General features: G+C 64.1%; 17 protein-coding genes. 3 read left to right on the top strand and 14 right to left on the bottom strand.

The genetic code is table 11. The annotated features are described in order from the left end of the window. Positions 1-247: 247 nt before the first annotated feature. The 6 genes from LV475_RS09915 to LV475_RS09890 all read right to left on the bottom strand — a co-directional run bounded on the left by LV475_RS09915 (position 248) and on the right by LV475_RS09890 (position 7,729). Positions 248-1,606 carry an APC family permease gene (locus LV475_RS09915; RefSeq protein ID WP_136866716.1) on the bottom strand — a complete coding sequence of 453 codons (1,359 nt, stop codon included), beginning with the start codon at positions 1,604-1,606 and terminating at the stop codon, positions 248-250. Between the two features lie 302 nt (positions 1,607-1,908). Beyond that, positions 1,909-2,145 carry a GDCCVxC domain-containing (seleno)protein gene (locus tag LV475_RS09910; RefSeq protein ID WP_136866715.1) on the bottom strand — a complete coding sequence of 79 codons (237 nt, stop codon included), beginning with the start codon at positions 2,143-2,145 and terminating at the stop codon, positions 1,909-1,911. Between the two features lie 39 nt (positions 2,146-2,184). Then, on the bottom strand, positions 2,185-4,296 hold the full coding sequence (locus LV475_RS09905) for a copper-translocating P-type ATPase (protein WP_136866714.1): 2,112 nt from the start codon (positions 4,294-4,296) through the stop codon (positions 2,185-2,187). 168 nt (positions 4,297-4,464) lie between these two features. Next, positions 4,465-5,211: a copper resistance protein B gene (locus LV475_RS09900; RefSeq protein ID WP_211238789.1), complete on the bottom strand. Its 747-nt coding sequence runs from the start codon at positions 5,209-5,211 to the stop codon at positions 4,465-4,467. A gap of 63 nt (positions 5,212-5,274) precedes the next feature. Then, on the bottom strand, positions 5,275-7,197 hold the full coding sequence (locus tag LV475_RS09895) for a copper resistance system multicopper oxidase (RefSeq protein WP_250106224.1): 1,923 nt from the start codon (positions 7,195-7,197) through the stop codon (positions 5,275-5,277). A gap of 67 nt (positions 7,198-7,264) precedes the next feature. After that, positions 7,265-7,729, bottom strand: coding sequence for a cupredoxin domain-containing protein (locus LV475_RS09890; RefSeq protein WP_136866712.1), 465 nt, complete (start codon positions 7,727-7,729; stop codon positions 7,265-7,267). 319 nt (positions 7,730-8,048) lie between these two features. Between LV475_RS09890 and LV475_RS09885 the strand changes: the two genes are divergently transcribed. Then, entirely contained in the window at positions 8,049-8,741 is a 693-nt protein-coding gene (locus LV475_RS09885) for a Spy/CpxP family protein refolding chaperone (RefSeq protein ID WP_169303568.1), read from the top strand. Between the two features lie 200 nt (positions 8,742-8,941). On the opposite strand, the gene LV475_RS09880 is transcribed toward LV475_RS09885, so the two are convergent. The 7 genes from LV475_RS09880 to LV475_RS09850 all read right to left on the bottom strand — a co-directional run bounded on the left by LV475_RS09880 (position 8,942) and on the right by LV475_RS09850 (position 16,433). Further along, positions 8,942-9,154 carry an SHOCT domain-containing protein gene (locus LV475_RS09880; protein WP_136866710.1) on the bottom strand — a complete coding sequence of 71 codons (213 nt, stop codon included), beginning with the start codon at positions 9,152-9,154 and terminating at the stop codon, positions 8,942-8,944. Between the two features lie 56 nt (positions 9,155-9,210). After that, the gene (locus LV475_RS09875; RefSeq protein WP_136866709.1) at positions 9,211-10,713 is read right to left on the bottom strand and encodes a multicopper oxidase domain-containing protein; all 1,503 of its coding nucleotides are present in this window, start codon (positions 10,711-10,713) and stop codon (positions 9,211-9,213) included. 390 nt (positions 10,714-11,103) lie between these two features. Next, the gene (locus LV475_RS09870; RefSeq protein ID WP_136866708.1) at positions 11,104-12,288 is read right to left on the bottom strand and encodes a cation:proton antiporter domain-containing protein; all 1,185 of its coding nucleotides are present in this window, start codon (positions 12,286-12,288) and stop codon (positions 11,104-11,106) included. Positions 12,289-12,522: 234 nt separating this feature from the next. Then, positions 12,523-13,473, bottom strand: a complete 951-nt coding sequence (locus LV475_RS09865) for a cation diffusion facilitator family transporter (protein WP_136866707.1) — start codon at positions 13,471-13,473, stop codon at positions 12,523-12,525. 173 nt (positions 13,474-13,646) lie between these two features. After that, positions 13,647-14,339 carry a DsbA family oxidoreductase gene (locus tag LV475_RS09860; protein ID WP_169303567.1) on the bottom strand — a complete coding sequence of 231 codons (693 nt, stop codon included), beginning with the start codon at positions 14,337-14,339 and terminating at the stop codon, positions 13,647-13,649. Positions 14,340-14,473: 134 nt separating this feature from the next. After that, positions 14,474-15,466, bottom strand: a complete 993-nt coding sequence (locus tag LV475_RS09855) for a YncE family protein (RefSeq protein WP_136866705.1) — start codon at positions 15,464-15,466, stop codon at positions 14,474-14,476. Between the two features lie 154 nt (positions 15,467-15,620). Beyond that, complete coding sequence (locus LV475_RS09850; protein WP_136866704.1) at positions 15,621-16,433, bottom strand: DUF4175 domain-containing protein; 813 nt, start codon at positions 16,431-16,433, stop codon at positions 15,621-15,623. Between the two features lie 183 nt (positions 16,434-16,616). Here LV475_RS09850 and LV475_RS09845 point away from each other — a divergent pair, with 183 nt between their 5' ends. Both LV475_RS09845 and LV475_RS09840 read left to right on the top strand, forming a co-directional pair. Continuing rightward, the gene (locus LV475_RS09845) at positions 16,617-17,300 is read left to right on the top strand and encodes a heavy metal response regulator transcription factor (RefSeq protein ID WP_136866773.1); all 684 of its coding nucleotides are present in this window, start codon (positions 16,617-16,619) and stop codon (positions 17,298-17,300) included. Next, positions 17,297-18,721 (top strand): heavy metal sensor histidine kinase, encoded by a 1,425-nt coding sequence (locus LV475_RS09840; RefSeq protein WP_136866703.1) that lies wholly within the window; start codon positions 17,297-17,299, stop codon positions 18,719-18,721. Before LV475_RS09845 ends, LV475_RS09840 begins: the two co-directional genes overlap by 4 nt. A gap of 643 nt (positions 18,722-19,364) precedes the next feature. Here LV475_RS09840 and LV475_RS09835 read toward each other — a convergent pair. After that, positions 19,365-23,126, bottom strand: a complete 3,762-nt coding sequence (locus LV475_RS09835) for an EAL domain-containing protein (RefSeq protein ID WP_250106223.1) — start codon at positions 23,124-23,126, stop codon at positions 19,365-19,367. Positions 23,127-23,325 lie beyond the last annotated feature (199 nt).

Below are 23,325 nucleotides of genomic sequence, written 5' to 3'. Positions count from 1 at the left end.
GGATGCGACGAGATGGGAGGACTCCGGATCGGATGGTCTGGGGAAGGACAGGTTGCAGCACCCCACAGTTCTGGCACTCGTGGAGCTACTGACTGGCGTCAGTGGGCATGGTCTCAGTTGCTGAGTGCCCACATGCTCGACAGGTGATTGCCGACTGGAGGGTGATCATGCCGTTGGGCATGGCTTCTTCTCTTGGGTCGTCTGAACCGGCTGCGTCGATCGACATATCAAGTCGGTGATCGGTCACTTAATCGTGATGCTCGGGCGTGCGTTTCTCTTCGTCGTCCGAGTGACTTCGTCCCCAGACCCTTTGCAGGAAAAACCACTCCGCTGCCGCGATGGCAATCATCGCGGCTACCGCCACGCCGAGCACAAACGGGTCCGTGTTGAGTTTCACCCAGACAAAGCCCAACAGAGCGAGCAGGTTCAGGAAAATGGCCATAGCGGGAACCCATGCCCGCGCATCTACCTCTGTCTTTAGATAACGAAGCACACCCCACTGGATAGCGATGTCCATGACCAGGTAAAAGACGATGCCTAAGGCCGCGATCCGGGAAAGATCGAAAAACGCCGTCAGGAGGATCCCCAGGACGACGGTGTAAACCAGGGTATGTTTCTGGATGCTACCAGGCATCCCGAAATGCCGGTGAGGAACCAGTTTCATCTCGGTCAGCATTGCAAGCATGCGTGAGACGGCGAAGATGCTTGCGAGGATGCCGCCCGCCGTCGCCATCATCGCGATGATGACCGTGAACCAAACACCGTATTCGCTCAGGGCAGGTCGAGCTGCTGCCGCCAGTGAATAGTCTCTCGTTTCTATGATTTCGGCCAATGACAGATTGCTGGCGACGACAAAGCCAACCAGGGTGTAAATGACGACACAGGCGGCGATGGAAATAACGATCGCGCGGCTGACGTTTCGATGGGGGTCGCTTATTTCGGACCCACTGTTGGTAATCGTGGTGAAACCCTTGAAGGCCAGGATGCCCAGCGCGGTGGCGCCGAGAAAATTCCCGATGGTTCCCGCCTCACCGGTGCTCGAGAAATCAACGGTGATGCTGTCAGCGAGCCAGACCCCCACCAGGCCGAAGAGTAAAATGCCGCCGATCTTGAGAATGCCGATGAGCGAGGCAACTCCCTGAATGAGGCGGTTGCCCAGTAGGTTGATCAGGAAGGCGGCGATAATGAGTGACACGCCGAGAATGGATACCAATCTGCCGGATCCATCTCCACCGAAAAGTTGCACGGAATACGATCCGAAGGTTCGTGCAAGGAAGCTTTGAGCGATGACCATCGAGAAATACATCAACAAGGCATTGAATGCTGTCGGCAAACGGTTTCCGTAGGCCTTGTAGAGGTACATGCCAATGCCGCCGGCAGATGGCCAGGTGTTCGAGATTTTTATATAGGAATAGGCACTGAAGCCCACAATGACCGCCGCGGACAGAAAGGCGAGGGGAAACAGCACGCCGGTCATCTCAGCCATTTGCCCCGTCAGGGCAAAGATGCCGGCACCAATCATGACGCCAGTGCCCAGCATCACCGCTCCGGGCAGGGTGAGGCTCCCTTCCTGGTAGGTGGTCGATCTGTCGTTCTCTTTGCTCATCCTGGTCCCCGGTGTAGGCCTTCGGAATCGATCGTCATGGCCTTGTGGTGGCGGTCACCCGAAAGACACGTCCGTGCGGACGTCCCCGAACGCGGGGATGTCGTAGCGCAGGTGACGCCATTCGTTAACGGACAATAGCCCCCATCCTGAGACGGGGGACTTGCCTCATGCTTTTTCTAGACGTTTTACCGAGGTCGTTGCCGACACCGCCAAGCGGAAAGAAGAAGCTTCGCAAGACTCGCAAGCAGAATGTGGATCCGAACGATCCGTTTACGTGGACTTGAACGAAGTGGAGGCCCCGCTCAAGTTCTGTTGGGTTTTGCTTCGCAACATCCGTAGTCGCCTTGGATCGGTGGGCATGGCACGCTGCCGTAAGAGCAGAACACGCAACAGTCGCCCGGCGTCGGGCGTAGCAAGGTCTGGCACCCAACGCATTCATAGAACCACTGGCATGCGTCGGTCGGCATGGTCTCGGTTTGCGAATGGCCGCACTCGGGGCAGGTGATCGTCGATTCCAGGAAAATGTTCGCACTTGGCATTGCAGCCTCCACCTGAGTGTTTGTCGGTGGTCTCGGCGGCTATGCAGCCGAGTCGACCAAACGGCGTTCATGGGTCGGACCTGAGGCGGGCTGGAACCGTTCCAGCAGCTTGGCGTTGATCGCGACCACGATGGTGGAGACCGACATCACCGCCGCGCCGATGGCCGGGGGCATCAGAAAGCCCACGCCGTAGAGCACGCCCGCGGCCAGCGGGATGGCCACGATGTTGTAGCCGGCCGCCCACCAGAGGTTCTGGATCATCTTGCGGTAGGTGGCCGCCGAGAGCTCGGTGACGGTGGCGACGTCGCGCGGGTCGGAGTTGACCAGCACGATGTCGGCCGACTCGACCGCCACGTCGGTGCCCGCGCCGATCGCGATGCCGAGATCCGCCTCGGTCAGCGCCGGGGCGTCGTTGACGCCGTCGCCCACCATGGCCACCGACAGGCCCTTCTCCTTGAGCTCGCGGATGCGCGTGGCCTTCTGGTCGGGCATCACCTCGGCGAAGAAGTCGTCCAGCCCCAGCTCGTCGGCCACCGCCTTCGCCACGGGCTGGGAGTCGCCGGTGAGCATCATGCACTGCATGCCCATGGCTCGGAGCCGGTCGACCGCCTCGCGAGAGACCTCGCGGACGATGTCCGACAGGGCGATGGCGCCGGCCGGCTGGTTGTCTACCAGGACGAAGACCACCGTCTTGCCCTGCTCGGCGAGTCGCTCGATCCGGTCGTCGTCGATGGCGATGCCTTCGCGCTCGAGATAGCCCGGGCTCACGATCCGCACGCTGGCACCGTCCACCTGCGCCTGCACCCCCTCACCGGGCAGGTTCTCGAAATCGCTCGTCTCCGACAGCGCGATGTCGCGTTCGGCGGCCGCCTCGGTGATGCCCACGGCGATCGGGTGCTCAGATCGGGACTCGAGTGCCGCGGCCAGCGCCAGCACCTCGTTCTCGTCGCGGTCGCCCAGGGGCACCACGTCGCTGACACCAAAGCGCCCCTCGGTCAACGTGCCGGTCTTGTCGAAGACGAACACGTCGGTGTTCCGCGCCCGCTCGAAAGCGGCCCGATCGCGGATCAGCAGGCCGTTGCGGGCCGCCTTGCTGGTCGATACCGCGATGACCAGCGGGATGGCCAGTCCCAGGGCGTGCGGGCAGGTGATCACCATGACGGTGACCATGCGTTCGAGCGAGAAGTCGAAGGCGTAGCCGAGGATCAGCCAGGTGATCAGGGTGATCGCCCCCACCGTCAGGGCGATGTAGGTCAGCCAGGCGGCGGCGCGGTTGGCCAGGTCCTGCGTGCGCGAGCGCGAGGCCTGGGCCTTCTTCACCATCTCGATGACCTGGGCGAGGTAGGTCGCCTCGCCGGTGCGCTGGATCTCGATGGTCAGGGAGCCCTCACCGTTGATTGCCCCGCCGATGACCTCGTCGTCCGGTCCCTTGCTCACGGGCCTGGATTCGCCGGTCAGCAGCGACTCGTTGAGATTCGAGCGGCCCTCGACGATCAGCCCGTCGGTGGGGATCTTCTCACCGGGCTTGATCCGCACCCGGTCGCCTTTTTCGAGGGTGTCGACGCGCACGTCCTCGGTATCACCGCTGTCGGTCAGGCGATGGGCGGTGGCCGGCATCAACTTGACCAGTGCCTCCAGTGCCCCGGAGGCCCCCATGATCGAGCGCATCTCGATCCAGTGGCCCAGCAGCATCACGTCGACCAGGGTGGCCAGCTCCCAGAAGAACATGCGTCCGGACAGGCCGAAGACCACGGCCGAGGAGTAGAGGAAGGCCACGCTGATGGCCAGGGCGATCAGGGTCATCATCCCCGGCGCCCTCCCGCGGAGCTCGGAGACCAGCCCGGTGAGGAACGGCCAGCCGCCGTAGAAGAACACCGCGATCGACAGGGCGAACAGCAGGTAGCGGTCGCCGGGGAAGTCGAGGGCGGCCTCCAGGCCCAGAAAGCCCTGGATCATCGGCGAGAGCAGCAGGATCGGCACCGTCAGGGCCAGCGAGACCCAGAAGCGGCGCCGGAAGTCGGCGATCATCGCGCCGTGGTCATGCCCGCCATGGTGGCCGCCATGATGGCCCGAGTGATCGTGACCCGAATGGTCATGCTCACGGCTGTCATGGTGATGATGCGCATGGACGGACGGAGAGTCCTGGCTCATGGATCGCGGTCTCCTCGGTCGTCATTCAATGGTGGTGGGACTACTCAAGCACACCGGTGGCGATCGTGCCCGGATGCGGACGGAAACGGCACGCCCCCGGGGTCCGCGGGTGCGCGGGTCACACCGGCAACGGGCCGGTGGGTTGAGGATCGGTCGCCTGCGGTCGACCTAGAACCACATCCTCACGCCGGCGAGCACCCGGAAGTCACCGGTGTCCTCGCCTTCGGCCTCGGCCATGTCGGCGGTGTCGCCGAGCTTCTTGTTCCAGCTCACGCCGACGTAGGGTGCGAACTCGCGTTTGATCTCGTAACGCAGGCGCAAGCCCAGCTTGACGTTGTTGATGCCCTGGCCGACGCCGAATTCCTCGACTTCGTCGAAGGCGACCATGGTGCCGAAGCGCGGCTGCAGGACGAGCCTCTGGGTCAGCAGGAAGTCGTACTCGGCCTCGAAGTCGGCCCAGGCATCGCCGTCCTCACTTAGGCGCAGGTTGGTGTCCACTTCGAACCAGTAGGGGGCGAGACCTTGCAGGCCGAGCACGGCGTAACCGCGGTCGGGATCGGGCCCTGGGCCGTATTCGAGTTGGTAGCCCACACCGGCCTGGACGGACCAGTACGGCGAGATCAGTCGGCCGTAGAGCAGGTCGAGATTCTCGATGGCCCCGCCGCTGCCACCGGAGACGACGTCCTCGGCCTCGCCTTCGATCCAGATCCGGTTGTAGTCGCCGCCGTACCACCCCTTGAACTCGAGGTTGACGCTGTCCTCGTCGTCGCCGGCGGCGTATTCGAGACGATCGATCAGGAATCGTCCATGCGGCTCGTCGCCCACCGGAGGCGCCCAGCCCTTTTCAACGGCAAACGGCGCCTGGCCATCGGCCGTGGCGGCGAGGGGCATGACGGCCAGCAGAGTCGCGCTCATCAGGCCGCCAACGGTCATATAAAGGTGTCGGTTGGTGATCATCAATTGTGCTCCTCTGAAACGTTAGGCGACGGATACGACGCGGAACATGCCGGCCTTCATGTGATAGAGCAGGTGGCAGTGGAACGCCCAGTGCCCCGGGGCGTCGGCGGTGATCCGCGCGGAGACCATCTCGCCGGGCTTCACGGAAATGGTGTGCTTGCGTGGCCGCAGATCGCCGTGCTGGTTCTCGAGCTCCATCCACATCCCATGCAGGTGGATCGGGTGATCCATCATGGTGTCGTTCACCAGGATCAGCCGCAGCCGTTCGCCATGGTGGAACTGGATCGGGCCGTCCACCTCGGAGAACTTTTCGCCGTCAAACGACCACATGTAGCGTTCCATGTTGCCGGTGAGATGAAGTTCGATCTCGCGTTCCGGCTCGCGGGGGTCGGGCCAGGGCGCCAGTGCCTTGAGGTCGTCGTAGACGAGCACCTTGTGCTCCGGCGTGCTCTTCAGGCCGATGCCGGGATCGTTCAACCGGTTGCCGGGACTCCGGGCGACCATCGCCGCGCCGGGGCCATGATCGTCCGGACCGTGCGATATGTCGCGATCGGCCAGCGGCCAGGGTGCCTTGCCTCCTTTCGAGTCCATGGCCATGTTCATGCCGCCCTTGGCGGGATCGTCATTGTTCATCGCCATGCCGGCATGCGACGTCTGACCGTTCATGGCCTGGTCGCCTTGCATGCCGGATGACTGGCCGCCCATGTCCATGCCACCGGACTGGTCACCCATCTCCATGCCGCCGTTGCCCATGTCCATGCCACCCATGTCCATGTTACTCATGTCCATGCCCATGGCCTCCATGCCGCGCGACGGGATGGAGCGTGGCTCGGGGATCTCGGCGGTCAGGCCGACCTCGGTGGCCAGCGTGCCGGCCGCGAAGCCGCTGCGATCCATGGCCTCGGCGAAGATGGTGTAGGCCTGCTGGTCGTCCGGCTCGACGATCACGTCGTAGGTCTCGGCCACGCCGATGCGGAACTCGTCGACCGGCACCGGCTCGACGTTCTGGCCGTCGACCTGCACCACGGTCATCTTCAGGCCGGGAACGCTCACGTCGAAGAAGCTCATCGCCGAACCGTTGATCACGCGCAGGCGGATCTTCTCGCCCGGCTTGAACAGGCCGGTCCAGTTGTCGTTGGGCGAGCGGCCGTTGACCAGATAGGTGTAAGTGCTGCCGGTGACATCGAGCAGGTCTCGCGAGCTCATGCGCATCTCGCCCCACATGGCACGTTCGCGCATGGTCTGCGACCAGCCCTTCTTCTGAATGTCCTCGAGCAGATCCTCGACGGTGCGCTTCTGGTAGTTGTAGTAGCCCTCGGCCACCTTGAGGTTGCGGAAGACGTCGTGCGGATCCTCGAAGGTCCAGTCCGACAGCATGATCACGTAGTCGCGGTCGTAGTCGAACGGTTCGGGCTCGGCCGGCTCGACGATCAGCGGGCCGTAGTGTCCCAGCTGTTCCTGCAGGCCCGAGTGGCTGTGATACCAGTACGTGCCGGCCTGCTTGAGCGGGTAGTAGTACTCGAAGGTGTCCTTCGGCGGGATGCCTTCGAAGGTCACGCCGGGCACACCATCCATCTGGAACGGCAGCAGGATTCCGTGCCAGTGGATCGAGGTCCATTCATCGAGCTTGTTCTGCACCCGGATGCGGACGTTGCGGCCCTCGCGCATGCGGATCGCCGGTCCCGGCACGGTGCCGTTGACGGTGATCGGGTTGGCCGGCTTGCCGTCGATCTTCATCGGCGTGCGATCGATCACCAGGTTGAAGATGTCGGTATCGCCATCCTCCAAGCGCTCGGCTTCATGGTTGCCGACCTGCGGCCAGGCGAGGGCCGGGCTCACGCCACCATAGCCGTACAGCGCCGCCAGGACGCTCATGGATGTGACGTTGCGCAGGAATCGGCGCCGAGAGTGGCCCTTCCCGGTCAGGGTTTCGTACTGGTCCATTGTTGTCTCCCTCCGTCGTACGGAAAGCGTGGTTTATTCGGTGGCGGGGCGTTTCGCGGGCCGGGGGTCAGGGCGCGGCCTGGACGTCGATGGTCCCCTTCATGCCGGCTTCGAGATGCCCGGGTATCAGGCAGGCGAAGTCCACCTCGCCCGGCGAGGCGAAGTGCCAGATGACCTCCCCCGTTTCGCCGCCATCCAGCCGCAGCATGTTGGGTTCCTCATGCTTCATGCCGGGGTTGCGGCGCATTTTCTCGGCATGCTCTTTCAACTTGTCGAGCGAGCCGATGACCATTTCGTGGGGCTGCTGGCCGGTGTTCTTCACGGCAAAGCGGATGGTCTGGCCGGCCTTCACGTCAATCCGCGCCGGGTCGAACCGCATCCGGTCACTCATCGTGACCTCGATGGTGCGATCCACCTGTGCCGGGTCGCCCGCCGTGCCGGTCGTCTCCTGATGGCCGCCGCCATGATTGCCGGCTGCATTCGCCATCAGCGGCATCAGCGCGAGTGCAAGCAGGGTCTGTCGTCGGTTCATGCCTGTCGTCCTCTTGATGGCGGTGCGTGGGGGAAGCGCCTGCCTCCCGATGCGTTGCAAGTACTTTAGTGCGCTGGCCTGTCACCCGCCTGACCGACGGATTACGTTTTTGTCAGCCGGGTTTTCTGTCATCGGCCTGACCGGCGGATTACATTTTTGTCAGATGGCTTGGGGGGAGTGGGAAGCATCGGGCAGGGCTTCTAAGGTTCGAATGTGCGGGATTGACCACGTTGAGTTATGGCGACAGCAATCGCTATGGTCGGCGGCGTCGTTCCGTAGATCCGAAACGGCCTTCAATCCGGAAGGAGGGAGAAGTGTCATGAGAAAAGTCAGACTTGTTCGCGAACTGTCCGCCTGTGCCCTTGCTGTTGTTGTCGCCGGTGCGGCGCCTGCTGCCCTCAGCGATGAGCACATGCCGAGGCAAGGCATGTACGGCTCCGGGATGATGGGTGGTTCCGGGCCTTATGGCCCCGGCTTCGGCAGTGGCTATGGCCCGGGCATGATGGGTCCGGGTGGTGGTTACGGCCCCGGCATGATGGGGCCCGGCTATCGAGGTGGTTGTCAGCCGGGGATGATGGGGCCCGGTTACGGCGGTGGCTATGGCCCCGGCATGATGGGTCGGGGCAGTAGCTATGGCCCCGGCATGATGATGCGAGGCTACGGCCCCGGCATGATGGGCCCTGGTCAAGGCGGTGGTTACGGTCCCGGGATGATGGGCCCCGGTTATGGTGGTGGCTATGTTCCCGAGTGGGGTGCGGGCGGTCAGCGATTGACCGACCAGCAGCGCGACCGCCTGCGGGATGTTCAGGAGGAGCAGCACGACAAGCAGGTCGAGCTCATGCAGAAGATGCAGGAGAGGCAGCGGGAGCTCTATCGCCTGCAATTGACCGACGAGCCGGATTACGAGGCGATCAAGAAGAAGTCGCGCGAGATCGGTAATCTTCAGCAGAAGATGGCCGAGGAGCGTATCGAGGCTCATAAGCGTATGGAGAAAGCGCTCGGGGCCGACTGACGGCCACTATCGCCTCGTCTGAGAGAGAAAAGGCCGCCTGATGTTCAGGCGGCCTACTTTATGTGGCTCGATGCCATGCGGACGCCCAGGCGTGCGGCGGGAGGTTGGTTGGCAGAGACGAATCTGGTTCGGGTGGCCACCTTGCTGGATCGCCAACGGGCATTGGTGAATCGCAGACTCGTCCAGCGATTCAAGGAGGGTCAGTCAAGCTCCTTTTTCATGCGCTCGTAGGTCTCGTCGTCAATCTCGCCTCTCGCATACCGCCGGTCGAGGATTTCCTTGGGGCTGGGGGATTCCAGGGAGCGATCCTGTCGCGAGATGGCGAAAAGCAGCCAGACGACGACTCCGATCAAGAGCACCCAGATGATCCACATGAAGCCGCCTCCGAATCCCATGAAATGTGCGTAGTCCATGTTCGTTCCTCCCGTCGGGATTGTTGGTGAATGTCAGTGGCGAGCCCGCCTACCGGTCAGGAAACGTTAAAGTGCCCCATCATCCCGGCGTCCTCGTGCTCCAGGATGTGACAGTGGTACATGAAGGGTGTTTCCCGGCTGGCCGGTTGCGTGAAGTCCACGGCAACCTCGACGCGTCCATCCACGAGCACGGTGTCTTTGTAGCCGCGGTTCTCCAGCCGCGGTGAACGTCCGGCCTCATCGGTGAGTACCCGGAAACGCACCCCGTGGATATGGAATGGGTGCATCAGCATGTTGCTCTCGATGGTCCAGTGCTCGGTCGTGCCAAGGCCTACCTGTTCGTTGATGCGCTGCATGTCGAACGGTCGGCCGTTGATGCCCATGGTCGGGCCGCCGCTTCCGCCCATCATGCCGCGCATCATCGGCATGCCGCCGAGCATCATGTCGAGGGTGAAGTGACGGCGCCGGGCGAATGCCGTCGGTGGCGCGGGCAGTTCGTCGTCGATGGTCTCTGGCAGTCGGTCGACCTTGGCCTTCTCGCCAGCGGGGTGGAAGGACAGCACCGGCATATCGCCTTCGAGAAGCGCAGAAGCGGTCGAACGTAGGCCGCTCATCATGCCCATCATCCCCGGGCCGCCCTGGTTCTGGTCGGGGCCGGTCACCAGCTCGGCTTCTCGCCCGTCGCGGAAGTCGACCAGTACTTCGAGGCGCTCGCCCGGGGCGAGACGCAGTTCGGTGGCTGCCGCCGGCTTCGGCCAATAGCCCGAGTCGTTGGCGATGACGTGCATGGGGCGACCATCGTCGAAGTGTAGGTGGTAGATGCGGGCATTCGATCCGTTCAGCAGTCGCAGGCGGACGATCGAGCGAGGCATCCGGGCGCGGGGGTAGGGGGCGCCGTTGACCAGGATGTGGTCGCCCCGGAAGCCGTGCATTCGGTCCATCATGGCCAGTCGATAGTCCAGACGTCCCGACGGGTCGAAGCGCCGGTCCTGGATGACGAGGGTGAAGTCGTCCACGCCATGCTCGTGCGGCAGGCCGCGCTCGTCGTCCCGCCCGTCGTCGATCTGGAACACGCCGGCGAGTCCCGCGTAGACCTGTCTGGCCGTGTGCGGATGGGTATGGGCGTGGAACCATGCGGTGGATGGGGGTTGATCGATCGGAAGAACGGGTTCCCATACGGCCCCGGGATCAATTGCCTGGTGCGGGCCGCCGTCGACCTCACCCGGGACGAGCAGGCCGTGCCAGTGCGTCGCCAGCGGCTCATCGAGCCCATTCAGCAATCGCACCGCAACGTCCTGCCCGCGCTGTGCCCGGACGATCGGGCCGAGGTAATCCTGATTGTAGCCGAGCGTGGACGAGACCGTGCCTGAGCCAAAGGTGTGCCTACCTTGCTGTGCGGTGAGGTCGAGGCGACCGCTTTTCTCCACGTCGACCAGGCCGGGCAGGGGCAACATCGGGCGCTCTGCCGGGCGCGCCCAGGCCCTTCCGGTCGCGGCGCTGCCCCACGTTGCGGCAGTTGCTGCGGCGAGACTGTTCTTCAGGAAGCGACGTCGATCCATTTCAACTCCTCCGTCATTGTCTGATCAGGCAACCGGCTCGATGGTCGGTCTTGGCACCCCTGGGCCGGGTCCTGGCCACTTGCATTGGGCCGCTGGAAACGTCGCCTATGGTCGGCGCCGTTGACGACGGCGATCAACGTCCTGGAACGCGCTCTCATGGCGAATCTCCCGTTGGCTGAGGATCAAGGCGGGACGGATGAAGACTCCTCGCGCCTGATGCTTGGATCCTATCGCCAACCCTAGTCCTGCCGTCTGTCTCGTGCCTGACCCGGGGATTACAACGCGGTAATCTGGGTGGGCAGCGGTCTCGGAAGGCGCAGTACGCCCTGCGTGGATCGGAGAGCCGCACGAGGATGTTGGTCGTCGAGGACGCGCGACACCCGGGACCGATCATCGATTTGCCGGACCGTGCGCGAAGCAGAGCCGATCTGACAATGGTTCCGCCCATCGGGCGAGCAGCGGGGTCAGGGCGATGCTGAGGATGATCGTCGCCAGGATCACCTGCACCACCGCCTCATCGAGGAGGCCTTCCGCCGCCGCCAGCGTGGCCAGCACAAGGCCGAACTCGCCACCCTGCGACAACAGGATGCCCGCGTGCATGGCCGTGCCCCTCGGCACACCCAGCATCCGGCCGAGGAGCGTCGTGGTGAGCGTTTTGAGGAGCAGAAGCACGGTTAGGGCCAGCAGCACCCAGGGCAGCCAGCGCACGACGGCCTGCAGATCCAGCATCATGCCGATGACGACAAAGAACAGTCCCAGCAGCACATCGCGGAACGGGGTGATCTCCATTTGTAGTTGCTGCCGGTGCTCCGTTTCCGCCAGCATGGCGCCGGCCAGAAAGGCCCCCAGCGCGAGCGACAACCCGGCGTATTCGGTGACCCAGGCGGCCGCCAGGGCGAACAGCAGCGCCGTGAGCCGGAAGATCTCCTGGGAGCCGTAGGCAACCAGACGGCGGAACAGTGGTCGCAAGATCCAGCGTCCCGTCGCCAGCATCAGTACGACGACCAGCGCACCCTGAGCGAGCGCCGCAGTCACTGCCTGCCACGCCCCGGTATCCGCATCACCCCCCAGGACCGGGATCAGGATCAGAAAGGGAACAACGGCCAGGTCCTGGAATATCAACACCGACACCGATAGCCGGCCATGGGGCTGGCCGATCTCGTCCCGGCGGGCCAGCTCCCGGCTGACCACGGCCGTGGAGGAAAGCGCCAGGGCGCCGCCCAGTACGAAGGCGGCGGATGGTTCAGCGCCAAACAGCCACGCCAGGCCGGCACCGACGGCGGCGCTGACGGAGACCTGCGCCCCGCCAACGCCAAAGACCTGTTTTCGCAACAACCACAGTTGGGACAGCGAAAATTCCAGGCCGATCGTGAACAGCAACAGCACCACCCCGAATTCACCAAGGAAGTGGATGTCTGCCGTGTGCGGTAGCCAGGACAGGCCGTGGGGGCCAACGATGACGCCCACGACCAGATAGGCCAGCAGTGCCGGCAGCCCGAGTCGCGCGAATACGGCCAGTCCGACGACGGACGCGGCCAGAAGTATGATCACTCCGGTGAGAACGGTGTGTTCCATGTGCTGGCTTTTTGGCCTCCCCGCGATGGATGGTCCACTGTCTGCCGCGCGGCCGAACCGGGTGCGCGAGCCGTGGCGATTCCTGGTCGCTCCGTTGCCGCGTCCGTGGCGGGGTCGAGACCCGCATGCTCGCGTTGGCCGGCGCCCCGGGCGACGGGTTGCATCCGGCCGACACGGAGGCCAGCGGCCGTCACCGTCGTCCGCGTGACCACGTCTGAGTCAGGGTGGTCGTTTTCACGGCTCGTCCCGGCCCGACACCGGCCCGGGTGTCACGTCGACAGCCCCCTCGCTGCTCTCGTCCAGCGCGGCCGCCTCCACCTGGAGCGTGACGAAAAAGAAACCGAATTGCTCTTTCAGTAGCTTCTGACCAGACTCCAGCACGGCCTGCGGGTCCACGCCGTCGACGGTTCGCAGGTGACCGGAGAAGACGTATCGCCCGCTAGTCAGTGCCCAGGCATGGACATGGTGGGCGTCGGCAACCCCATCGAGCGCTACCAGCGCCTCGACGACCTCGCCCAGTTCAATGCCAGCCGGTGTGCCCTCCATCAGCAAATGGGCTGCATCTCGCAGGATGCCCCAACTCGCCCAGAGCAGGACCACGCCGAACCCCATGCCGAGGATCGGGTCGATGAGGAGAAAGCCCGTGAAGTGGATTACCAGCGCCGTCACGATAATGAGCAGGCTGCCCACGAAGGTCTGGAGGATGTGCCACAGCGCACCCCTCACGTTCAGATCGCTCCGGCTCTGCTTCCAGATCAAACCCAACGATATGAATTCGGTCAAAAGCCCGCCGGCGGCTGCGGCGAGCATCGGCCCCGTCGGCAGGTCGATCGGATCGGAAAGGCGCATGGCCCCCATCACCAGCACCAGCAAGGCCATGGCGAGCAGAAAGCCGCCGTTGACCAACGCACCGATGATTTCGGCCCGATACCAGCCGAAGCTATGGTCCTCGTCAGCCGGACGGTGGGCGAGCCGGGCGGCGACTATCGCGACCAGGACGCCACCAACCGCGGAGAAGGTGTGGAAGGCGTCCGAGATCACGGCAATGGAGCCGGTCCAGAGACCGATCCCCATCTCGACGAAGAAGTAGGTGCCCGTCAGCCAGGCCGAGATCAGCATCCCCGGTCCGCTGGAAGGCAGATGATCACCGTGAGCCTGGATGCCGTGCCGTGCATGATTCGACATGACCGCTACCCTGTGGACGTCAGTGGGCTTGTTGTCCGGCCGGCATAACCGACCGGAGGGCCATCATCGACACCACGCTAGCGAACTACCGCCAGCGTTGTCGGGATCGGGCCACAGGCAAGTCCAGCCGAACATGTCGACACGGCGCATCGAGTGTGCGGGGCGCATCGGTGTCAGCACCAACTCGCCTCACCTGACTGGGGGTTGTGGAGCAGTTCGCGAACGTTGGCCTCGATAATGCGGTAGCCCACGTTGCCGTACAGCCGCTGCCGCCCCTCGTTGAGTACCAGGGTGGGACTGCCGGCCACCTGGTAGCGCTGTTGAGCCTCCATGTCGTCGTGCAGGGCTGCGTGTGCCTGCCCGGAATCCAGCATGTCGTTGATCGCCGGGATGGGCAGGCCCATCGATGTGGCAATGGAGAGCTGCTCGTCGCGCCGAGCGATGTTTGCGTTGTCTGCAAAGAAGCTCTTTCGCAGGTTCCAGGCCAGTGCCTCGGAAGGGGAGTCCTCTGTCTCCGCGTGATCCAGTTCGCCATTCTGTTCGAGCAGCTGTACCGCCTTGATCAGCAGGTGCGCACTGGTAGACGAGGCAGGCGGATCCCCCGTCCAGATATCGGGATGCACCTCGACATGGTCCCAGTCACGCGCCACCTCGCGGATGTGTCGGCCGAAGCCGATAAAGCTGCCCTGGTCGCGCCATCCTTCTCCGATGCGCTCGTCCGTGGAGGCAAACAGCGGGATATAGCGCGGCGTGATGGTGACCTCGTCGCCGAAGTCCTGTTGCAGCTGTTCGATCCGGATCTGGGCACCGTAGGCCCAGATGCACAGGATGTCGGTGAAATACTCTGCGTGCAGTTGGTGGCTCATGCCGGAACCTCGTTGGTGCAATGATCGTGTTGCTCGCATCCGGTGGTGGCTCTCGCGTCACACCGCGACGGATCAGCCGGTGCGTCGACTCGTGCAGGCGGTGCGAGCCTGCCCGGGACGCCGATCCGGAAGCGTCAGGGAACCACCGCCATCTGGTGGGCTTCGCCCCCAGGCAGGTCGATCGTGCCGACCCGCTTCATGGTTGTCTGATCGACGACCCAGATGACCGGCCGGTTGCTGCTGGAGACGTAGACCTTGCCGGTGCCGTGAATGGTATCGAGGTGGTAGGGGGCCGGGGAGAGTGTCAACGTCCGGCGCTCGTCGGTGGCCGGGTTGATCGCGACCAGCTTGTCCTCGCTTCTGGCGCTGGCGAACAGCGTCTTTCCGTCATCGCCGATGTCCAGGCCGTGCAGGCCGTCACCGATGTGGAACGATTCGGTCACCTTCCCCGAGTCCACCGACACGGCCGAGATCGTGCCGGCACGGGGGTTGGTTGCGTAGATCGTCTGGCCGTCCGACGACAGCACCAGATGCTCGGGCGAGGGGCCGCCCTGGAGCGTGCGCTTGACCGTCCAGTTGGACAGGTCGATTTCACTGATGGTGCCGTTCCCGCTGTTGCTGACGAAGGCAGTCTTCCCGTTCGGTGCCATCAGCGTGTAATTCGGCGCCGGCCCCGTCTGGATGGTTTCGACCACCTGGTTGTCGCGCAGGTCCACGACGCTAACCCCGCCGCGGGTCGGGTGCGTGGACACCACGTAGCGGCCGTCGGGGGTGATCGCCTCGTGATGGGTCCAGCCGGCCACCGGAATGGTCATCATTACGTGCCCGTGCACGGGGTGGACGAGATAGAGCTTGCTGTTGGGCGTCTCGGCATCCTCGTCTTCGGCCAGCGGCCGTTCCGAGAGGCTGCCTGCCACCAGGTACTCGCCGTCCGGGGTCGCCACGAGTCCGTGCGGATTCTTGAGCCCCGTATAGGTGGCGGTGATCTCGTCGGTGGCCGCGTCCACTGCAATGACTTCGTCGCCGCTCCCCAAGGGGATGTACACCGTGGGCGCCCCGTGGGCGCCGCCGAACGGCAGCGCGAAGGCAAGCGGGAGAAGCAGCTTTTTCAGGCGTTCAGGGCTCATTTGAATGCACTCCATGTAGGCGCAGGGGCGGAGGAGGTGTGGACGCTCGCGCCCCTGTCATGTCGACGTCCGCCTCCACCGGCTGGTGGTCGCGATGACGACCGGGGCCATTGGCGGTGGAGGGCGGGGCTGTCCTTTCCTGGGTGAGTGCGATTCAGTCGTTCATCGACTGCATGCGCTGCATCTGCTCGCGCATCTGCTGCACCTGACGTTCTAGGCGATCGATGCGGGAAGGCGCCCCGCCGGCCATTGGTCCGGACTGCGCGGGCGTCGATCCCTGCTGGGCACAGCGCGCTCCCATCCCAGGACCCATCATCATGCCGGAGCCCATCATGCCCGAGCCCATCGAGCCCTTGCCGTGGCCCATCATGCCCGGGCCCATGGCCCCCTGATTCGAGCCGCCGTGCATCATGCCCGAGCCCATCATGCCCTGGCCCCCGGGGCTGCGGCCCATCATGCCCTTACCCATCGTTCCTTGGCCGCGATCGCAGTACTCCGTTGCCCCCGGCCGGGATTGCCCTCGCATCTGTCGGCTCATGCCGCCTTGCATCTGCCGGGCCATGCCCATGTTCTCGCGCATGGTCTGCATGTATTCCTGCATGACGTCGTCACGTTCCGCCTCGCTCTGGGCGGACTGGGCCCGCTCTAGTTGCGACTGCATCCGCTCGACGTTCGACTGCATGCGCGCCATGGGCATCGCCCTGTCCGCCATGCCCATGGTCTCGCGAACGGTCTGCATGTACTCCTGCATGAGCTTGCGGCGCTCTTCATCGTTCTGGGCGGACTGGGCCTGGTCGAGTTGCGAGCGCATGCGCTCGACGTTTTCCTGCATGCGCTCCATTGGCATCGTGCTGTTCGCCATGCCCATCATCCCGCCGGGCATGTTCGGTTGGGGCGTCTCGGCGGCAAAGGATGTCGTGGCGAGTCCCATGGACAGGGCAAGAACGGTCTTGGAGAGTGCTTTCATGGTTTGCCTCCGTTCGAGAGAATGCAGCATCGCGCGGGGCGGGCACCTGCTCGCCCCGCTCTTGGGAATGACCTTAGTCCGCTGGCCTGTCCGGAACCTGACCGGGACATTACAACTCGGTAATCCGGAGCGGGGATCATGACGCAGTGGCAGAATGCCCTTGGGACCGAACGGGAGAACGGCATGAAGGTGTTGATCGTCGAGGACGAACGAAAAACCGGCACGTACCTGCAGCAGGGCCTGACCGAGGCCGGTTATACCGTCGACCTGGCGACGGATGGCGTGGAGGGACTGCATCAGGCCCTGACCGGACATCACGACCTGGTTGTTCTCGACGTCATGTTGCCGAACATGGACGGCTGGCAGATCCTCGAGACCCTGCGGCGCGGTGGCCGCGACATGCCGGTGCTGTTTCTGACCGCCCGCGACCAGGTCGAGGACCGGGTCCGCGGTCTCGAGCTGGGCGCGGACGACTACCTGGTCAAGCCGTTCGCCTTCTCCGAGCTGCTGGCGCGGGTTTGCACCCTGTTGCGTCGCGGGCGGGTCGAGCCGGAACCGACCACGTTGCGGGTCGCCGATCTGGAGCTGGATCTGCTCGGTCATCGGGCGACCCGGGCGGGGCAGCGCATCGATCTCACCGCCAAGGAATTCGCGCTGCTCGAACTATTCATGCGCCGCCGGAGCGAGGTGCTGCCGCGCTCGCTGATCGCGTCCCAGGTCTGGGACATGAACTTCGACAGCGACACCAACGTGGTCGAGGTCGCCGTACGTCGCCTGCGACGCAAGATCGACGAACCCTTCGATACCCGCCTGATCCGGACCATCCGTGGCATGGGTTACGTCATGGAGGTCGAGGGGGGCGCATGAGACCTCCTGCCTCCCTTACCACCCGCCTGACCCTGCTGTTCGTCCTGGTGTCCTCCTCCGTATTGCTGGGACTCGCCTGGGTACTGCACACGGCGGTCGAGCGCCACTTCGTGGAGATGGACCGCGACATCCTTCAGAGCAAGGTGAATGTGCTCGAGCGTCTGCTGAAACGTCCGCCGGCGGCCGAGGAGCTGACCGCCCTGCAGAGTGCCGTGGTGGATATGTTCCGAAGCGACCCCGAGCTGAAGGTGTTCGTCGAGACGGCCGACGGCAACCCGATCCTGTCGCCGGGGGATATCGCGTTCCCGGGCGAGAAGCTGCGTAACCTGGCCAACGGCTCGACGCCGAGAGTCTTCTCGTGGTGGGACAATGGGTCGCGATATCGCGGACTGGTCAAGGCGGTCCAGCCCGCCCTGCCCGACTTCAAGCCCATGATCGTCGTCGCGGCGATCAATATCGATCACCACGAGCGCTTCATGGAGCGTTACAGCCGCACGCTCTCCGCCTTCATTCCCGTCGCCGCCATCCTCAGCGGCTTTCTCGGCTGGCGAGCCACCCGCCGCGGCCTGGCGCCATTGCGGCTGATCGAGGAGCGGGCAGCGTCCGTCACGGCATCGCAGCTCAACCACCGCCTGCCGGAGGACGCGGCCCCGCGTGAACTGACCGGGCTGGCCTACGAGCTCAACTGCATGCTCGATCGCCTCGAGGAGGCCTTCCGGCGGCTGTCCAACTTTTCTTCCGATCTCGCCCACGAGATGCGTACGCCGGTCAGCAATCTGCTCACGCAGACCCAGGTCGCGCTGTCACAGCCCCGCAGTCAGAGGGAGTATCAGGAGATCCTGGCCTCGAGCAGCGAGGAGCTCGACCGGCTGTCGCGCATGATCGGCGACATGCTGTTCCTCGCGAAGGCAGACAACGGGCTTTCCTTGCCGTCGGTCCAGGACATCCGGATGCACGAGGAAATGAGCGAATTGCTGGAGTTCTACGATGCCTTGGCCGAGGAGGAGGGCGTGCGGCTGATCACGTCGGGGCGGGCCATGGTCCGGGGTAATCGCCTGATGCTGCGGCGGGCATTCAGCAATCTGCTGTCCAACGCGGTCCGGCATGCCGACGAAGGCGGCCGTGTTGGGGTAAGCATCGCCGAGCACGACTCGACCGTGTCGGTCTCGGTCGAGAACACGGGGGAGCCGATTCTCCCGGAGGAACTGACGCGCGTATTCGAGCGTTTCTACCGTGCGGATGACGCCAGGCCGAGGTATCAGGACTCGACCGGTGGTCTTGGCCTCGGGCTTGCCATCACTCGGGCGATCGTGCGGGCGCATGGGGGTGATGTCACGGCGAGCTCCGCGCAGGGGGTCGCGCGCTTCATCGTTACCCTGCCCCGGGTGCCCGAGGAGAGGGTGGCAGGTGTCCCGGTATGAGCGACGGAGGGTTGTCCCTCTTCGCGGGTGAGTGAACCCGATTGGGAGCGGGTGGCCCTCCGTGACCTCTGACAGGCCTTCCCGAATCAGGGTGCGATAGATCCCCCTCGCGCGCGGATTGATTGATCTCAACCAAGTCCAGCCTGAGCAACTCGCCGTCACCGTTGTGCGCATTTCACGCGGCAGCGCGAAGTCCTCTTTTTCAGTCCCCCGTCCTCGCCAAATCCCGTCGTCTTCGTAATGACAAGGTCGGGGGTTCGACTCCTCTCTCCGGCACCACAAGTCCTTGATTTCTGGCGTTTCCTATGGCTGACGCCATCACCAGATATCACTCGAAATCAACCGATTTGCACACGTTTTGCACACAGAATGCACACGCGTGCAGGCCTCAAAAGAGGCAGAAAAGGCCCCGCCAGACGGTCGGCCAGGACGTCCATCAAGGGCGATCCTGGAGCGAACCGGGCGGGGCCTTTATTATTCCGATTTCCGGCAATCGCACCACGCCCACCACGCCGACCTGCATCCTGGCGGCCTCGTCGGGGGCTTGCCCGCTTGAAGCGCCAAAGTGTGAAGGGCCAGCCAGGGTGGGTCGACATGGTCGAGGGTGCCGAGTGCGAAGACGTGGTGGTCGGGGTCGGTCTGGTCAGTCTCCGGTTCGGCCGGTGGGGTGGTCGTTCATCCAAGTGATCAGCTCGGCCTTGGGCATGGGAGGCGCAATTAGAAAGCCTTGGCCGAACCGGCAGCGCTGATTGCTCAGCATCTTGAGCTGGGCGGCAGTCTCGATGCCCTCGGCAACCACGGACAACCCCAGGCTGGCGGCCATCTGGATGATCGCCTCGACCAGCGAGGCGTCGCTGCTGTCGACGGCGAGATCGTGCACAAACGATTTGTCGATCTTGAGTTGGCTTATTGGGTAACGCTTGAGGTATCCCAGGCTGGAATAACCCGTGCCGAAATCGTCGATCGACAACGTGATGCCGAGCGCGTCAAGCTGTCGCAACGCGGCATGCACGGCCTCGCGGTCGTCGATCAGCACACCTTCGGTCAGTTCGAGTTCTAAATGATTGGCCGGCAGGCCGCTGTGTTCGAGGGTGGCGGTCACCTGGGCGACCAGGTCGCCGTTGACGAACTGGCGCGGCGAGACGTTCACCGCTACCGACAGGTCGGCCCCCAGCATATCGCGTAGCTCAACGAGATCCCGGCAGGCCTTCTCGAGTACCCACTGGCCGACAGGAACGATCAGACCGGCCTCCTCGGCCACGGACACGAACTGACTTGGCGGGATCAAGCTGCCGTCGCCCCGGCGCAGGCGAACAAGGGCTTCGAGGCCGACGACCGCCTGCGTTTGAAGGTCGATCTTGGGTTGGTAATGCAGCTCGAGCCGTTCGTCCTTTAGGGCCTCGCGAAGGTCGGCCTCCACGGCCATTCGCTCGGATGCGCCCTGGTCCATGTCCGGCCGGTAGGTGACAAAGCCGTTGCGCCCGTGCTCCTTGACCCAGTAGAGCGCTACGTCTGCACAACGCAACAGTTCGTGTGGGTCGTCGCCGTCGCGCGGGCACAGGCTGATGCCGACACTGGAGGTGACGTAGATGCCGCGCAACTCGGTCTCGATGGGATGGGTCAACGACTCCTTGATTCGCTGACAGACCCGTTCGGCGCCGGGCTGGTCGGTGTCGTCGAGCAACAGGACGAATTCGTCCCCACCCATGCGCGCAAGCGTGTCCGTCTGGCGCAGGCAGGTACCGATGCGTTCGGCAAACCCCTGGATGATCCGGTCGCCGATGTGGTGGCCCATCGTGTCGTTGATCTGCTTGAAGCGGTCGATGTCCATCATCGCGAGGGCGAACGGGGTGCCGTTCCGGTGGGCTTGCTCGATCGCTACGCCCAGACGGTCATTGAGCAAGGCCCGGTTAGGTAGGCCGGTGAGCACGTCGTGAAGCGCGATGTGCCGGATGTATTCGTCGGCCCGCTTCTGTTCCGTGATGTCGCTGGCCACGGCCAGATAGCCGCGCGGGCGCCCGAGATCATCGAGAAGCGCTGTTATTGCGACCCGCGCCGGGAACCGTGAGCCGTCACGCCGGATGAGCGTCCACTCGTGTTCGTCGCGCCCGAGGGCCAGCGCCTTGGCTACCAGGGCATCGGTGCCCGGAGGGATCGAGGCATCCAGCTCGAGCGAGAGCTGGTTGGCCCGATCGCGCAGTTCCGCCGGATCGTGCAGTACGTCAAGTCGCGTGTTGCCGACCAGCTCGTCCGCTGTGTGCCAGAGCATGCGTTCTGCCGTCCGGTTAAATGTCCGTATGACGCCGTCGAGATCGGTGGAAACAATGGCGTACCCGGCGCTTTCCACGATGGCGCGCTGTTGCTCGTTGGACTCCTGCAGTCGATGGGTTAGCCGGCGTTCTTCGCTAACGTCCCGGAAAGTTGTGGCCACCCCGGTGGCCATCGGGACCACCTGGCGCTGGAACCAGTGGGCGTTCCCCTGGGCGTCAGTCCAGCTGCATTCGTCGGTGCGAGGCACGCGTGCTTCCTGGACGCGCCGGTAGCTGCCGACCAGTGCCGGGTCTCCTGGTACCAGTTCGGCGCAGGGGTGAGGCGAGGGGTCGTCCCGGTGGCGGTCGAGTATCTGCTTGGCGTTGCGGTTGGCGTACACCGCGCGATAGTCGCGGATCGCGCCGCTGGCATCCCGTATCGCCTCGTAGATGACGAAGATGTCCGGGCTCGACTCCATCGCCGCCTCAAAGCGCCGATGCGCGCGTACTTCGCGCCCATGGCTGGACACCAGTGCCCGTACCAGTGGGCGAACTCTCAATCGGACGAGCAGGATGGCCAGCGCGATCAGACCTGAAAGAAAAGCGGCTAGCGTGACCAGTTCGTTACGAACCGGGGCGAGTATCTCGGCCAGGTCCATCTTCAATACCAGACCAAGCCCCGTAGTGCCCACCGGGCCGTAAGCGGACAAGACCGTCCGGTTGCGATAATCGGTGAGAATCTCGACGTCGGTTGCCCCGGCCAGTGCGCGGCTCATCGGAATCGGCTCGCCATTGATCTGGTCGCTAATGACGTACATGCCATCTTGCTCACGTTGCGGAAAACAGTTGAGCAAGCGAGCATCCAGACGCAGACACATTGGCAGCGTCCCGGTACGTCCCCAGTCGTTGGCCTCTTCAACCAAGCGCTCGATTGCTGGGATGGCGTGGAGCAACACCAGCTCACCGCCGGCATCCTCGTCGACGTCGAACTGTTGCAGTGAAATTCGGGTCTCCAGAGCGTAGCTGCCGTCCCAGATCAGGGAGGCCGGCCGGTCCAGCTGAAGTGGAAACCGAGCCACCCAGTCGGGCGGCAGCGATCCGAATACGCGGCGTTGCTGGCCGTTATGCTCGATCACGGCCGCGTCGATGCCCAAGCGGGCCAGATTGGCCTCGAGTCGTTCGGTGTGCGCTCGCGAGAAGGTGTTGCGATTTGCGTCGAACATCGCCTCGATGCGGCGACTCGATGCGACCAGTTCCGCCTGATCCAGCGCCTTGTTGAGCAGGGTGTCGAGGTGAGATCGTTTGGCCTCGAGGGTCTGCTGCATCGACGACTCGGCCTGGTGGAGCGTAGTGGATTGCAGGTGGTTGAGGCCCATCACGCCGACCAGCAACGACGACAGAGCCACGATCACGGCGGTGGTCGCGTAGATCCGTCGCGCCTGTTGTTTTGCCTCGACGACCAGGCGAGCCTTGGCCGGGCGTGCGGCGTGGGCAGCGGCCCACAGGCCCATGCCTAGTAGGGTGAATGCCACCGCGGTCGGCGCACTGAACCAGATCAGGCCGCTGGCCAGCCATGCGCCCTCGAACAGGAGCGGGGCGCGGATCGCGTAGGCCACTAAGCTTAGGATGCCGGCAAGCAAGAGAGCCATTGACGTCGCGCTTGCCACCACGGCAAGCCGTCTGCCCGACAGTGACAGGCCGAGTATGCCGACAAGGAAGAGCCCGAGGCCGGCAGTGGTTATCCACGACATTTGGCCGGAGTGGGTGTCGTAGAGCGCCAGCCAGCCAGCCGCAAGCGCTGGGCCGGTAGCTGCTATCCAGTCCGGTGCGATGAGCCGGCCGGCCAGCAAGATCAGGAGGAGGGAGGCCGCGGCCGTCGAGATTTGATGATTAACCGTAGAGGAGGGGTGCGCACTGTCACTCGACAGGAGCAGTAGCGAGGCGGCCAGCACAAGCCCAATGGCTGTCCCGGGGACCATCGGTTTCCAGGTCGGCAGGATGCTGGTCAGGGCGGGTGACCCGACGCCCCAACCGATCAGCACCGTGCACCCTAGCAGCATTACGAGTCCCGCCGACCAGATAATCAGCTGGGCGGAAAGGCGGGCCTCCGATTCGAACGGGCGAGATTGTTTGCCGAAACGGCGCACGCGAATCATCCCCGAATCAAATCTCGCGGTGCGGTGCTGGTAAGTGTTTCGTAGCCTGTGATTCTCATATGCTCCGCTCGGTTTCGAGACGCCTAAAGCGTAATCAAGAACGAGACATTCCGGCCTGGGAATTCGTCTCGCGTTGAGTTGGCTGTGTCCGCTCCTGGAATCCTTGGTGCGAGATAGCCTGAGCGATCAGGCAATAGGC

The organism is Guyparkeria hydrothermalis, assembly GCF_023555375.1.
Classification (GTDB): domain Bacteria; phylum Pseudomonadota; class Gammaproteobacteria; order Halothiobacillales; family Halothiobacillaceae; genus Guyparkeria; species Guyparkeria hydrothermalis.
Note: the sequence above shows the minus strand (reverse complement) of the source record. Positions and strands in the feature narration are given on the sequence as shown.